Genomic DNA, 14,463 nt, shown 5'->3' on the forward strand with positions numbered 1-14,463 from the left:
TACGCATGCGGCAGTCCTGGTCATTTTCACACTATAAAAACAGCAGAGCAGCAGTTCACCCATCAGGGAGAATCGCTGCTCTGCTGTTTTTGCCTATACCGGCTTGCTTTAGCTTATTGAACTACCAAATTCACTCGGCATATGAGCCGAAATCCGTTATTTTCAAGTCATATTTGAAATTCACCTTCGACCGGCTGAACGTCTCGTCCCAATGCTCCTTAACCTTTTTCCATTCCCCGGGATGCTGGATGCTGAGCGTGTCGCCGAAACTGGCAACATCGACTTTATAATCATTTTGCAGCTTCTGCATTAACGTTTGCATCATTTGCGCCAGCTTCTCCTGAAATACGCGGCCAACTTTTTCCGAATATTGAGCTGAAGTAGAATAACTTTTATTGTTCCAGGTTTCTGTCAGCCGGCCCTCAGTGCTAATTGAGACTTCAAATGAAATGTCATCCCCGTCTACAATGGCCTTGATCTTGCTCTTCAGTGTCTTCATTTCGTAGGTCATCGGCTGATTATCCCGATCATAGGCTTTAATCGCACCGCTTTTGCCTTTATTGGTCAGCCAGGATAGGCACTCCGTATCTTCCTGTGACAAGGCTCCAATCAAGTGGCCTGTATCTCCTTTAATAATTCCAGCACCTGAAAACACGGTATCTCCATCTGCTGTAATGAGGTTTTGCAGAGCATAACTTTTTTTGGCATGCATGAGTGAATCCAGTTGTGACAAAATGACTGGATGCAGCACCTTGCTTGTCCTGAATTGATTGTTGATCATTTCTTTGATGTGAAAGGAAGGAATTTCATCGGTTCGCTTGGAGATGAGCGTGTCATCTGCGCGGCCTTCACTGATGAAAACCATCGTACTCGGACGAATGTCATTGTCGCGGAGTACAAGATCCATAAGCTGCTCCATCTTCTGCCGTTTGAGCAGCTCAGCCGATACTATAATGACCTTGAGATGATGCCCGATAATCGGCCGTTCGTTGCGAATCGAGAATTGGCGGAAAATCTCAAGCACGGAGTCGCCGGTTCCCGATACATTGACATAGGGGGCGGTCTGCTGGCTCCCCTGTTTTTCCATTGTACCTGTCGATTTAACCGGAACAATCTGTAATGTTACCGTAATCAAGTTCTTCTTGGAATAGGTACCGCCTTTCTCCTCCAGCACTTGTTCCGTGGGAGTGAGCTTGCCTATGTCTAAAGCAAGGCCGGAATACAGGGCCAGGTCTTCAATCTCTCTGCTGCTCCAGCACCCTGTCAGCGTAAGCAGAAGCAGGAGCATGCAGAGGAAGAGGGGGGATGTCCGCTTACACATGCTGTTTCAATCCTTTCGTGCGAATAAGCCAAATTACTGAGAGCAGTACCGGCAGCAAAAGGAACAGTATGATTCCCATTTTACCGATAGCATCGCCAAGGTTAAACAGATCACTAATGGACTTAGGCACCATAGCGGAAATGAAAATGACCGGAACGAGCAAAAAAATCACCGGATGGATGGAAAGCCGGAAGATTTGGGAGATGCCCAGAGAGGCCTGGAAAAAGAAGCTGCTGAAGTTGCAGAACATTTGCATCAGCCAGATCACCATGAGCGGAAACTCCATGCGCTCGAAGAAAAATCCCGGGATTTCAAAACTTCGAATGAGATCAATAGTGGGCCAAGCGCTTGTAATGGCAGAATCTATCGAGAGGCCTCCGATGACCATAACTACCGTCAGAAGATACAGGCAGAGCGGGATGCCGATTCCCACCAGCATAGCTTTCAGTGCCTGCCGGGGATTCTGCATGAACGCAACGAGTGTCATGACGACTTCACAGCCGGTATAGACAAGAACTGTTGACCTCAGGCCGCTGAGCACGGGAAGAATGCCACTGCCGAGAACCGGACGCAAATGATTGATATCAAAAAGCTGCAGGCTGAAACCGTAAGAAATGAGCAGAATCATGATGCTGATCGGAAACACCACTTGGAAGACTCTGGAAATTGAATTGATACCGCCATACACGAGATAGGTGCCGACCCATATAAAGGGAAGGATCACTGCCCATATCGGTGTGCCTTCCAGGAGAAAAAACAGCGTGACCTCGGCGAGCGAGCGGATCTCAAATCCTGCGATGATTAAGAAATACATAATCAGAAGAATACACAGAATACCTCCAGGAACCCGGCCAATGATTTTCCCGGCATATTGAAAAACCGTTTTACCGGGAAATTGCTGGCTGATCTTCACCATTAGAACAATTACCGCCATAACAATCACACCCCCCAGCAGCACGGACAGCCAGGAATCCGGGGTCTTCACACTTTGACTCACACTCCGCGGCAGCGTAAGTATACCCGCGCCAAGCACGGTATTGTTCAGGAACACAGCAGCCTGTGAAGCGGTGATTTTATCGTCTGAACGAGTAAACATAGTGCAGCCCCCTCTTGCATGTGATTATGACCTCCGTTTCGGTTTCTGTGTTTTCATCATGGCAGGTCTGCGTTTCATCAGTGTAAGCGGCGCACGGAAGAACAAATCCTTCCAATCCCTTGGGCGAAACGGCGATACCGGCGTCAGGTAGGGTACTCCAAAGCTCTTAAGCCTGGTAAGATGGCTGCAGATCAGCAGGAAAAACAGGATCGTGCCAAACATGCCGAGAACCGCAGCAAACATCATCCCGGCGAAACGGAGAAGCCGCAGGGTAATCCCGGCGCTGTACATCGGAATGGAGAAGGATGAAATGGCGGTGACGGCAACAACGATAACCAAAAAGGGACTAACGATACCTGCCTGCACCGCCGCATCCCCGATAATCAAACCGCCGACGATGCCCATAGCCGGTCCAATGGGCTTGGGCAGCCTGATTCCGGCCTCCCGTAAAATCTCAATCGATACCTCCAAAATCAGCACCTCGATCAGTGACGGAAAAGGTACACCTTGCCGGGTCTTGATAATCGAGATCGCCAGCTCTGTTGGTATAAGCCCCGGATGAAATGAAATGAAGGAAATGTAAAGGGATGGAGCCATAAGTGCCAGAAAGGCGGCGGAGAAACGCAGTATCCGCAGAAGTGATCCCGGCAACCACCGGTCATAATAGTCCTCCGGAGATTGCAGCAGCATACTGAAAGTGACCGGTACAATCAGCGCGAAGGGCGTCCCGTCCAGAAGAATGGCGATGCGGCCTTCCAACAGGGCGGTTATAACTCTGTCAGGTCGCTCTGTACTCTGGGCCTGTTGGAAAGGACTTAGGTAGTTGTCTTCAATCAACTGCTCGATATACCCCGATTCCGCGAGAAAGTCGATGTCTATTTTGGAAATACGGGTCTGTACTTCCTCCAGCAGCTCCGGATTGACAATATCCTTGATGTAGGCAACGACCAAATCTCTTTGAACGCTGCTGCCGGCCCGGTACATCTTCATTTCAAGCTGGTCGCTGAAGCCCTGACGGCGCAGCATGGAGGTGTTCTCGCTCAGCACCTCCGAGAAGCCGAGCCGTGGACCACGAAGCAGCGCTTCTGAGACAGGTTCTGTTATCGAACGGTTAGCACCTCCCGGAAGTTGGATCAGCAATCCCTTCGGCATTCCTTCAATCAGCAGTGCGGCATGCCCGAACAGGACGGATTTGTTGAAATCATTCAGATCGCTGGCTTCGTTCAAACTGCTGAAGGGCAGCAGATGTTCGGCAATGCCGGAGGCGGACAGAGAATCCGCGGTGGCCTCAAACATTAGAAATTGCATAATCTTCATATTAAGCAGCCTGTCGTTTTGCATGCCGTCCACATACATAAGGACTCCTTGGGCCTGTAGCTTCGTTAATGTGAACTCCCTGAAGTGGAGATCACTGTTTCCGCCGATAGCCTCCTTAATAGAGTGAAGGTCAGCAGCGAAATTTCCGCTGAAAGCCGCTGCGGGAGGGGCTGTCTGCGGCAGGGCGGTATCTGATTGTGCTCTGCGGTTAGACACATTCCCGTTGCCTGAAGACTGCGGTCCTCTTCCGCTGCCTACATAGGAATGCAAGGTTTTGTATAGACTGCTGGCAACTAGGGGGACCAGCAGAGCAACTCCAGCCTGACAAAAAACTCCCCAGCCCGGGATATAGGATAAGATCGATGCGAGCAATGAAATCAACCCCAGCTTTAAGAGTAAACAACTATGTAAATGAAGTTTTCCAAAGTTTGCTGCGGTTTAGTCATTTCTGTAAAAATATTATTCAACAAGGAATATTCAACTAGCTGTTCGCCAGTACATTTCCGGCAAGGAATTAGCGGAGGAGAATGTTGTATAATGCATAATAAAGAGGAGCATCAAGATTACCCGTTCAGGAAAGAGGCAGCAGATGAAAACCCTACTGGTAACAGGGTACCGTGCGCATGAGCTCGGTATTTTTGACAGCAAACATCAAGGCATTCCCTATATCAAAAAAGCACTTGCAGGCAGGTTAATTCCCCTCATTGAAGAGGGGCTGGAATGGATCATTACGCCCGGACAATACGGGGTGGATCTTTGGGCATGTGAGGTGGTGCTTGAGCTGAAGGCGCAGTATCCCGGACTGAAGCTGGGCATTATTACAGCCCATGCCGCACCAGAGGAGAAATGGAAGGAGGAGAAGCAGAATGAATACCGGCGGATCATTGCCGGAGCGGATTACTACGGGGCTGTAAGCAATGCTCCTTATGACGGAAGCTGGCAATTCCGGGCCAGGGATGATCTGCTGTTCCGCAAAAGCGACGGCATTCTGCTCTTCTATGATGAGGATGCTGCTGAGGGAAGCCCGAAGTATTTTAAGGAGCGGGCATTGAAGCTGCATGCGGAGGGGGAGTATGGCCTGTTTCTGATGCATGCCGAGGAAATCCAGAATATCGCAGATGAAGAAAATCAACGTGAATATGAATGAGGAGGCAATGCCAATGAATTCTGTATATGAGGAGGATATTTGTTATGTCATTCTGTTAAGTCCGACTGAACAGGACCGCAGGGATATGGAAATTATACGGGGTCATGTGCGTCATCTGCAGGAGCTGGAACGCAGCGGGCAGCTCGTGATGTGCGGTCCGTTCAGCGATGCTCCTGGCGGGATGGTCATTATCCGCGCGGAATCGCGCGAAGAAGCAGTGGCCATTGCCGAACGTGACCCTTACATCCTCTCGGGCGTCCGCAGCTACGAGCTGCGCACCTGGGACCTGTCTCATGAAGGCAACAAGCATATGGGCATAGCTGCGGATTAACGGAAGTGCCGGTTAGATAAAGCTGCGCAGCGAAGGCGCTTTACGGATCTTGTAATTCTGCTCGTACGCATATGCCAGCTTGATCAGCATAGGCTCCTGGTAGGCCTGCGCCGAGAAGGTAACGCCGAAGGGGGCGCCGGCCGATGTATAGCCGGAAGGTACGACAATGGACGGATATCCAGCTCTTGAGGTAATCCGCGCACCGAAGTCGGCCGGGAACAGCAGAGCATCCAGCCGGTGCCCGCTCATGGTGGCGTCGATGCCCTGTTCCTTACAGAGTTTAAGGTCAGTGGCGCGGTCGCGCAGGTATTGCGGTTCCGTCAAGGTGCCGGAAGAGGTGAATTCAGCATCAATCAGCGTGGCTTGCCCGAACTTTAGCGTCTCGACCGGATGGGCATGATTGAAGTCGATAATGTCCTTCAGTGTGCGCATCGGAGCGCCTGGACCCAGGCGGGCAAGATAGGCATTGATGGAGGTTTTGAATTCATTCAGCACAACGGAGGAATATTTGATCTCGCGTGCGGTCTTAATCTCAGCCGGGTCGATAATTGTCGCTCCAAGCTCACGCATTCTCTCCACGGAAGCGTTGAACAATGCCAGTTGCTCTTCCGTTAATTCTTCGAAATAATAATCGCGCGGAATCCCAATGCGCGCACCCTGCAGCCCGTTTGGGTCAAGGAAGGCGGTATAATCTTCATGCAGTCTGCCCGCGCTTGTTCCCATGGCGGCATCGCCGCTGTCCTTGCCGAGCATTGCATTCAGCAGCAGTACGGCGTCGCGGACGGTTCTTGCCATAGGTCCAGCAGTATCCTGTGTATTGGACAGCGGGAGGATGCCGGAGCGGCTGATCATGCCTACGGTCGGCTTAATCCCGATGATTGAGCCGAGATTACCGGGGTTGAGGATGGAGCCGGAGGTCTCCGTTCCTACGGACACTGTGCAGAAGCTGCAGGCTACCGCAACCGCAGAACCGGCGCTGGAGCCGCCTGTCGGTGTGGATATGTTATAAGGGTTCAGTACCTGTCCGCCCCGGGAGCTGTAGCCCGAAGGCATACCGTTCGTCATGAAATTGGCGAATTCGGTCATGTTGGCTTTTCCCAGAATAACAGCCCCGGCTTCGCGCAGTTTAGTAACGATATAGGCATCCTCCCCGGCAAAAGAATCCGCCAAAGCCAGCGATCCCGCACTGGTATGCATTTTATCCCCTGTATTGATATTGTCCTTCAGTAAGACCGGTATGCCGTGCATCGGCCCCCGGGGACCCTGCTGCGAACGTTCTACATCCAGAGATTCTGCGATGAACAGTGCATCCGGATTGATCTCCAGCACGGAGTTGATCGTCAGGCCATTTTTGTCATGGTCGGCAATGCGTTCAAGATACATGAGCACCAGCTGTTTCGAAGTGATCTCTCCGGCAGCTAGCGCAGTTTGAATCTCCGTTATTGTAGCCTCTACGATTTCAAAACTCATACAGGTTCACGCTTCTTTCTCTCTTTGGTTTGTCATTCTCCTTCATCTAACCATAGTTTGCCGTGTCTTGACAGCGTTCTTTTTACGACTTCAGGGGCATGCGGATTCCGGGTTGTTTTTGATAGTGTGATTAGAGGGTTCCATATGTTGGGTAATAGTTCAAATACATCTATGGCAAATACTTCCGAAGTAAGTTTTGTACAAAGTAGAACAGGAAGCAGAAGTTAACAAAACTAGGTCTATGCTTTCGAAGCGATTTTTGTCGAAGCCAATTCAGTGAAGTAACGCTAACAAAAATTTAGGAGGACAACATCTTGAGAAAATGGACAACATTCGTACTAGGAGTAACGCTGGCAGTCAGCCTGTCGGCCTGTGGCAACAATGAGGCTGCTGAAAAATCAACGAATGCTGCCGAAGCATCCGCCACTGCTGCTCCGGCACCGGAAACAACAGAGAAGGCGGCTGCGGAGCAAACTGCAAATGAGGGGACTCCCACTGTAGAAGAGCTTATTCAGAAGACGGCAGATGCAAGCCAGGAACTGAAGAGCTTTGCGATGGAATCGCAGATTTCACAGAAGATGAGCATGACCCAAGGGGAGACGACCCAGGATCAAAACGTTGAAATGACCATGAAATCAGAATATATGAAGGACCCGCTGCAAATGCATCAGCTGATCCAGATAAATCTGGCGGGGCAGGAAGAGCAAAAGATGGAGCAGTACATTACTGATGCCGGTTCTTTTAGCCTGGTCAATGGACAGTGGATAAAAATGCCTGCTGAAATGACTCAGCAAGTAATGTCTGCTATGCAGCAATCGGCCAGTCCGGAGAAGCAACTGGAACAATTTAAGTCCATCACAGAATTTACGAAGGTCACCGAGAAGGGCGAGGATTACGTTCTAACCGCTGAGGTATCAGGGGACAATGTGAAGGAACTGGCGAAAAGCTATATGAACCAGAGCGGCAGCGCGGACCCGCAAATGACGGCTTTGATGGATCAGATGGACATTAAGAGTATGACAATCGTCTATGGAGTTAATCAAAAAACATACCTGCCCACCCACACGGATGTGGATATGGTCATGGATATGACCACCGACAGCCAGAAAATCAGCATAGATATGAAGATGAAAAATGAGATCGGGCAGCATAATGAAATCAAGGCGATTGAGGTCCCGAAGGAAGCTTTGCAGGCAAAGGAAATACAGACGCCTTCAGCAACAGCAGCAGCAAAGTAACAACCGCGGCTGCAACAGAGTAAATAATAACAATCGCAAGACAAAACAAAGCCCGGCAAAGGTCATAAGAACCTTTCCGGGCTTTGCTTTATTTTGATTAAATAGGGGCGAATATATATCTATTCCGCCGGGACAGGGACAAAACCTTCTTCCGCCAGATACTCTTCAGCTTCCTGGATTGTCTCGAAAGCCATCTCAAGCTGAAGCCCGGCGTAGAGGTACCAGAGATCTTCTTCCAGCTTCAGGCTTAAGGTATGTCCGTCTCCATTAACCCAAAGGGTATCGGCAACTGTGGCAGTTTTCTTTTTTCTTTTGCCTGGTGCAGGGACTTCCGGGATATACATGGACAAAGAGGTGATCGACGCATCCAGCAGCTCGCGCAGCTCAGACTCCGTATAGTCGCGGATATTCACAAGACCTTTGTCATCACTTTCGTAGCCCCGCAGGAGCCCGGCGAACACGTAGCCGTTGCCGTTAGGATGCAGGTGGGAAGCGACAGTCTTCTTCTCATGGCGGCTCTGCTCGAAGTGATAATTCACCCGCCCAAGCGATACATTGCGCCGTTCAAGCTGGGGGTAGGATTCAAGAATAGCTAATTTCTGTTCAAAAGTAAGCATATACAGCCTCCGGTTCACGGTTTATTGTAAGTGATTATAACATGTGGAGGAGCGCCGGACTACTTCTTGCACAGGCTCGTGTCAGGGTGTCAGGGCGCCAGCGGCAGGGTCAGTACGAAGCGGCAGCCTTGTTCCCGGCCGCTGCCCAGCACCAGTGTTCCGCCCATCGCTTCGGCGAGCAAACGGCTGAAGGTCAGACCGAGGCCCAGTCCGCGCAGCGTGCTTTGCTTGTCGCTGCTGCGGAAGAAGGCTTCGAAGACCTTGTCTCTGTTATCCGGTGTAATCCCTATTCCATTGTCCGCCACAGTAATCTCAGCGTGTCCGGCTGGAGCCAATAGGAGGCTGATGGTGAGCTGGAGGCTGCTTCCCGGTTTCTTGGCCTGCACGCTGTTATTCAATAAATTGACGATAATCTGCTGGATGCGCAGCGGATCACCCCGCAGGAACAGGGATTTCTCCGGCATGTGCAGCAGAGGTTCGTTGACATCTGCGCTCTGTGTCAGCTTCCATTGATAGATAATTTCCTCGAGCAGCGGAACTGCATCCAGCCTGTCGTGGCGGACGGCGACAATACCGGCAGCCAGGGCGTTATAGTCGAGCAGGTCAGCGACCATACGCTGCAATCGGCTTGCCTCCAGCAAAGCGATATCAAGGAATTCCCCGGCTTCCTCCCCTTCGACCACACCTTCACGGACGGCATGGACCAGCCCTTTGATCGAAGTGACCGGTGTCTTCAGCTCATGGGAGACTCCGGCCAGCATGACTGCTCGCGACTGCTCGAATTGCTGCAGCTTTCCCGCCATCTCCTGAAAGGACATCAGCAGCTCGTGAATCTCCCGTTCCTTAGCCCCTGTCTCCAGAACAATGTTATACTGGCCGCCGCTGATTTGCGCGGCGGCGGCAGCCACTTTCTGGATAGGTTTGGCCAGCTTGCTGGACAGGAGATAGATGGTCAGCCAGCTTAAGATGATCAGAAAGACGACGAGAATCAAGAAGAAGGTAATCTCTTCCTTCGGGATATGGCGCAGGGAACGTTTGGACTGCAGGACAATGACCTGCCCCAGCGCTTCACCGTCTCCTTGGATTTGGGCGACAGCAGCCTTGAACTCCGGGCTGCGGGAATCGTTTAACGTATCATTAAGCTTATGCCGCATCGCTTCCTCACTGAGCGGCGGCTCGGAGAACAGCAGCTGTCCCTCCTTATCTGTGATGATCACACACATTTCGACCGTTAATTTGAAGAAGCGCTTGCGGTCCTCAACGAGCTTGCTCAGAGTCGGACTGATGTTCATGTTTCCGTTCGTGCCGACACTGCGGTCGGCGATCTCCTGGGCCAGCAGACCGGTGGTCTGCATGCGGTTGTTCATCGCTTCCTGCTGAATCCACCAGAAAGTGACGAGCGCGGTGAGCAGCAATCCGATGCTGATAATCAGCAGGTAGCGGACAGTCCAATAGAAGAGGATGGAGGTGCGTTTCTTCAGGTTATCCATAATTGATACCCCGTTCCTCTGAGCGTGCGAATCTCCCCTTCATCCGCCGGCCAGTGCGAGAGTGCCTGGCGCAGTCTTTTGATCGACAGATCTACGGCACGGTCGCTGCCCTCATAGTCCATTTCCCAGACCTGCTCAATCAGCTGTTCTCTAGTGCAAATTTGATTCGGGCGTTCAGCCAAAAATAACATCACCGACATATCGCGCGGGCTGAGGCTGACCTCGGCACCGTTCAGGAAGAGGCTGCGTGCCGAAAAGTCGATGAACAGACTGCCGAAATGGCGTTTACGGCTGCCGTCAGACCACTGGGAAGGGCGGCGCAGCACTGCGTTTACGCGGGCCACTACTTCTTCCGGGATAAAGGGCTTGGACATATAATCGTCGGCGCCGCCGTCCAGTCCGGCCAGCCGGTCATTGATACCGTCCCGGGCTGTCAGCATGATGACAGGGCAGCTGCTCTTCTCGCGGATCAGGCCAAGCAGCTCGAAGCCGTCCATGTTCGGCAGCATAATGTCGAGCAGGATCAGAGCGGGAGGAGAAACTTCAAAGGCTTCCAGCGCGGCGCGTCCGTCGGCGGCGCGGGTTACGTGGAAGCCGGCTTTTTTGAGATAGGCACTAAGCACCCGGGCAATGGCTTCCTCATCTTCAACAATTAGAATCGACTTCATATCTAGTGCCTCCTTGAACATGTCCGGCAGGTTGACTGCCATACGGACAGCGGCTGCAGTTTAATTAAAATTTACGACAAGTTTACCACATTGCGCAGGCATGTGCTTTGACTTATTCCCGACATATTGCTTTGTTAGAATGGGAAACAAGCCTAACAGGGCGCTTAGAAAATGGATGGAGGGAATAAGGATGAAGAAAAAAACATGGGTCTGGATTGCCACAGGAGTCGTTATCATCGGAGCAGTAACGGCCTTTGCCTTCTTGAACAACAGCTTGGGCAATAACGTTGAAATCGAGTCTGTTATTCCTGCACAGGAACAGGGAACGAATAGTGCGGGCACGGCTGCCGCAAATGCAAATGCGAGTGCGAGTGGAGAAACAGCTTCCGGTGCTGCTGTTACAGCGGAACTATTGAACGGTGCCTGGAGTATTGCCGACACTTCCAAAGTCTATTGGTCGGTGACGACCTCCAAAGAGACTGTGAATTTTGTGAATGAAAAGGTTCAGGGAACCTGGAATGTGAATCTTGAGGATGCCGCCGCAATGACCGGGGAAGGGACTCTGGAGATGAGCGCGCTGGATTCCGAAAACGCTCAAAGAGATGAGCATGTCAAAAGCGATGATTACCTCGCGGTAACGCAGTTCCCGCAGTCGACCTTCACCGTGAAGTCGTTCTCCGAACTGCCGGCAGAATGGACGGAAGGCACCGCAGTACCCGTGGAGATGCAAGGGACACTTACGGTCAAAGGGATTGAGAAGGACGTGACTTTCCAGTCACAGGCCGTATACAGCGGAGGACAGCTTCTGCTGTCGGGAACAACAACCGTAACGTTTGAGGATTTCGGCATGGTAAGTCCACATTCCATCGTACTGGATACGGAGAATAATCTCGAAGTACGCCTGGAACTTACACTTACTAAATAGAATATACAGAGTCTATCACGACTGTTTGTGCCTATCGCTTTTATAAGTGGAAGTCCACTTCGGTGCAGGACTGTAAAATGAAAAGAGCAGGGCTTCTCCCGTTATTGGAGAAACCCTGCTCTTTGTTTGTGGTTTAAACACATTAGCTTTAAGAAGAGGAGAGGCTCGAACAGGTTGTCAAACTTCGAGAGTCACTTATTCTATCCCGGAATTGTGCATCGTCTGAAGCGACGAACACAGGAGCCTGGCGTGCAGCTTCCCAGCGGTATGCAGGTCGGGTCATCAGCGCTGGTCCCGCCCGATCAAAGGCATATCTGCCTTTGAATCGGTCCTACCGTGCGGATCCCGCCTAATCAAGTGCATATCTGCCTTTGAATTGGCCCAACCGTGCAGATCCCGCCTAATCAAGTGCATATCTGCCTTTGAATTGGCCCAACCGTGCAGATCCCGCCTAATCAAGTGCATATCTGCCTTTGAATCGGCCCAACCGTGCGGATCCCGCCTAATCAAGTGCATATCTACCTTTGAATCGGTTCATCAGCGCGGATCCCGCTCAATCAAAGGTATTGCTACCTTTGAATCGGTCCTACCGGCCCGGCAAGCACGTTACGGATGTCAGGCCGGGCTGCTCTGACTAATGCCCGTCTTCCGCTGCTTCTCCATCGCCGGTGGTCTTGTCATCCGCATCTTCCTTAGGGGGAATGCTCTTCTTCGGTGTGCCGTCCAGGCCATATTCCCAATCGTACGCATCAAAAATTTTGCGGGCGACTGGTGCGGCACTGTTCGAGCCGAATCCCCCTTCGGGGATGACTACAGCTACTGCCAGCTTCGGATTCTCGCGTGGGGCAAAGGCAATAAATACCCCGTTGTCTACTGTAAACTTCGTATTGACTCCATTGACCTTTCTGTAGTATTCCTGCTGGGAGGTTCCGGTTTTGCGTGCAAAGTCATAGGGGAAACCCTCAAATGCTTTAACGTCAGTATTCATTCCTTTAATAACTTCCCGCCAGTAGGACTTGTCGAACTTCACCTCGTTCAGCACTTCCCTCCCGAACGTCTTTACGGTTTTGCCCGCCGAATCTGTGACTTTACTGACCAGCTGGGGTTTGATCCGTACCCCCTGGTTTGCCAAGGTAGAAGCATATTGTGCTAACTGCAGCGCGGTGTAACGCCCCTGCTGTCCGAAGGAGGCGAATACCAGGGCTGATTGCGGACTGCCATTCTTAGCTTCGTCAAAATAATCGATGATGCCCTTGTGTTCTCCCGGCAGTCCGCTACCCGGAACTTCACCAAGTCCAAAATCTCTCATATATCTATCCCAGACCTTGACACCCTCTTCATGGTATTTCTCATAAAGCTTTTTGCCGATCATATCGATCATAAATACGTTGGAGGATTTCTCAATTGCCTTGGCAGGGGAACTAAAGTATCCATAAGGATGACCTCCGGCATTGCGCACGGTTGTTTCGTGTCCTTCTCTGCCGAAGGTCGTGCTGCCTTTGTCCGTGTAGGTCGTGCTTGTCGTAATGAAACCTTCGTTCAGGCCGATCAATACGGTCAGCGGTTTGATGACAGAACCCAGGAAAACTGCCGATTCGAAGTTGTGGCCGGACCGCCCGGAAGAAATAGGTGTAATAGTACCGTTCATATAATTTAGCATCAATTCGTTCCATACCGATGGCGGAAGGGTACCCTTGGTCCACAGATTGGTGTCATAGTCCTCCATACTGGCCATAGCTACAATATTACCGGTATCGACTTCCATGGCAACAGCGTAGCCGGTCTTGGCGTCGGGATGAACCTTTCCCTGTACCGGATTTCTGTGCACCCATTCAATCTGATCCAGGATAGCCTGCTCAGTCTTCAGTTGAACATTTTTGTTGATCGTGGTCCACAGGTCATTGCCTTTGACGGGCGGAACCACTTTCTCAATGCCTTCGGCTATGTTCTGTGCATTAACGCCTACCATCAGATATCCGTTGCGTCCGCGCAGCTCCCTTTGATACTGGAGTTCAAGACCGTCGTACCCGACGAACTCATCGTCCCTGTAAGCCAGACCGGGGTCGCCCTCGTTTTTCATCGCCGCCAGGATGTTTCTATAAATATCCATGTCCGTTTTTTTGAACGGCTTAATATATCCAATCGTTTGTGAAGCTACCGTATCCTTGTCATAATGACGTTCATCCTCTTCACTTACCGTGAGATTGGGGTATTTGTCCTTGTGCTCCATGAAGTAGGCCACTTCTTTATTTGTCAGACCGCGTTTGATCGGACGCAGCATAAAGCCGGAATAAACTTTGGAATCCAGGTCCATGGCTTTCAGCACTGCTTCTTTGGTTAGTACTTCATCTTTAGGTACCTTAGCCCCATGTGTTGCGAAATCAGCTGCAAGCTCAGTTGCAAGAAGGCCGGCCTTGGCGACGGCCTCTGGAGTACGGGCAGTTTTTTTAGTCTTCTTGTCCTTCGAGGTTTCGGAATATTCTTTTGTTAAAGTAAAATATAAGGTCTGCACCGAAGTCGAATAGGCCAATTTCTCTCCAGCCTGAGCATAAATAGTCCCTCTAATTGAAGCAAGCGGAACACTTTTCGTATCCCGGCTTGTCTCTGCCTCTTTGAGCGTAGGTCCTTCGACAAACTGTAGAATGGCAAGACGGACAATAATAATGCAGAATATAATAAACGTGCTGAAGAAAAACACATTGATGCGCAGACTAAGCGACTGGTTCGTTTTTTGGTCATCAGATAAAGAATTTGATTTGAAAATAGACTTCACATGCAGCCTCCCCTACAGAGTGAATCGATCCTGTTTGCAGATAGATTATTGAATGAAAATAAGACTTTAC

At 50.9% G+C, this 14,463-nt stretch carries 12 protein-coding genes; 4 read left to right on the forward strand and 8 right to left on the reverse strand.

The window, feature by feature from the left end:
- Positions 1 to 130: 130 nt before the first annotated feature.
- From NST07_RS04610 to NST07_RS04620, 3 genes are read right to left on the reverse strand one after another with little or no spacing between them, the layout of a single operon-like run.
- The gene (locus NST07_RS04610; protein ID WP_341089936.1) at positions 131 to 1,321 is read right to left on the reverse strand and encodes a Ger(x)C family spore germination protein; all 1,191 of its coding nucleotides are present in this window, start codon (positions 1,319 to 1,321) and stop codon (positions 131 to 133) included.
- The gene (locus tag NST07_RS04615) at positions 1,314 to 2,417 is read right to left on the reverse strand and encodes a GerAB/ArcD/ProY family transporter (protein ID WP_341089937.1); all 1,104 of its coding nucleotides are present in this window, start codon (positions 2,415 to 2,417) and stop codon (positions 1,314 to 1,316) included. The genes NST07_RS04610 and NST07_RS04615 overlap by 8 nt, the downstream gene beginning before the upstream one ends.
- A 24-nt stretch (positions 2,418 to 2,441) precedes the next feature.
- A complete protein-coding gene (locus NST07_RS04620) occupies positions 2,442 to 4,106 on the reverse strand; it encodes a spore germination protein (RefSeq protein ID WP_341089938.1) in 1,665 nt (554 codons plus the stop codon).
- Between the two features lie 217 nt (positions 4,107 to 4,323).
- Between NST07_RS04620 and NST07_RS04625 the strand changes: the two genes are divergently transcribed.
- On the forward strand, positions 4,324 to 4,881 hold the full coding sequence (locus NST07_RS04625; RefSeq protein WP_341377366.1) for a DUF1273 domain-containing protein: 558 nt from the start codon (positions 4,324 to 4,326) through the stop codon (positions 4,879 to 4,881).
- A 13-nt stretch (positions 4,882 to 4,894) separates the two neighbouring features.
- The gene (locus NST07_RS04630) at positions 4,895 to 5,212 is read left to right on the forward strand and encodes a YciI family protein (RefSeq protein ID WP_081965684.1); all 318 of its coding nucleotides are present in this window, start codon (positions 4,895 to 4,897) and stop codon (positions 5,210 to 5,212) included.
- 12 nt (positions 5,213 to 5,224) lie between these two features.
- Here NST07_RS04630 and NST07_RS04635 read toward each other — a convergent pair whose 3' ends face one another.
- Positions 5,225 to 6,682, reverse strand: a complete 1,458-nt coding sequence (locus tag NST07_RS04635; protein WP_342481146.1) for an amidase family protein — start codon at positions 6,680 to 6,682, stop codon at positions 5,225 to 5,227.
- A gap of 314 nt (positions 6,683 to 6,996) precedes the next feature.
- Here NST07_RS04635 and NST07_RS04640 point away from each other — a divergent pair, with 314 nt between their 5' ends.
- Complete coding sequence (locus NST07_RS04640; RefSeq protein ID WP_341089943.1) at positions 6,997 to 7,920, forward strand: DUF6612 family protein; 924 nt, start codon at positions 6,997 to 6,999, stop codon at positions 7,918 to 7,920.
- A 119-nt stretch (positions 7,921 to 8,039) separates the two neighbouring features.
- On the opposite strand, the gene NST07_RS04645 is transcribed toward NST07_RS04640, so the two are convergent.
- The 3 genes from NST07_RS04645 to NST07_RS04655 all read right to left on the reverse strand — a co-directional run bounded on the left by NST07_RS04645 (position 8,040) and on the right by NST07_RS04655 (position 10,695).
- Entirely contained in the window at positions 8,040 to 8,537 is a 498-nt protein-coding gene (locus NST07_RS04645; RefSeq protein WP_341089944.1) for a hypothetical protein, read from the reverse strand.
- Between the two features lie 89 nt (positions 8,538 to 8,626).
- On the reverse strand, positions 8,627 to 10,027 hold the full coding sequence (locus tag NST07_RS04650) for a HAMP domain-containing sensor histidine kinase (protein ID WP_341089946.1): 1,401 nt from the start codon (positions 10,025 to 10,027) through the stop codon (positions 8,627 to 8,629).
- Complete coding sequence (locus NST07_RS04655; protein ID WP_341089948.1) at positions 10,015 to 10,695, reverse strand: response regulator transcription factor; 681 nt, start codon at positions 10,693 to 10,695, stop codon at positions 10,015 to 10,017. The genes NST07_RS04650 and NST07_RS04655 overlap by 13 nt, the downstream gene beginning before the upstream one ends.
- A gap of 190 nt (positions 10,696 to 10,885) precedes the next feature.
- On the opposite strand from NST07_RS04655, the gene NST07_RS04660 reads away from it, so the two are divergent.
- Positions 10,886 to 11,620: a YceI family protein gene (locus tag NST07_RS04660; RefSeq protein ID WP_341089950.1), complete on the forward strand. Its 735-nt coding sequence runs from the start codon at positions 10,886 to 10,888 to the stop codon at positions 11,618 to 11,620.
- Between the two features lie 634 nt (positions 11,621 to 12,254).
- On the opposite strand, the gene NST07_RS04665 is transcribed toward NST07_RS04660, so the two are convergent.
- The gene (locus tag NST07_RS04665) at positions 12,255 to 14,393 is read right to left on the reverse strand and encodes a penicillin-binding protein 2 (RefSeq protein ID WP_341089952.1); all 2,139 of its coding nucleotides are present in this window, start codon (positions 14,391 to 14,393) and stop codon (positions 12,255 to 12,257) included.
- Positions 14,394 to 14,463: the final 70 nt, after the last annotated feature.

Origin of the sequence: Paenibacillus sp. FSL L8-0340, assembly GCF_038593145.1 — a bacterium.
GTDB lineage: Bacteria > Bacillota > Bacilli > Paenibacillales > Paenibacillaceae > Paenibacillus_AQ.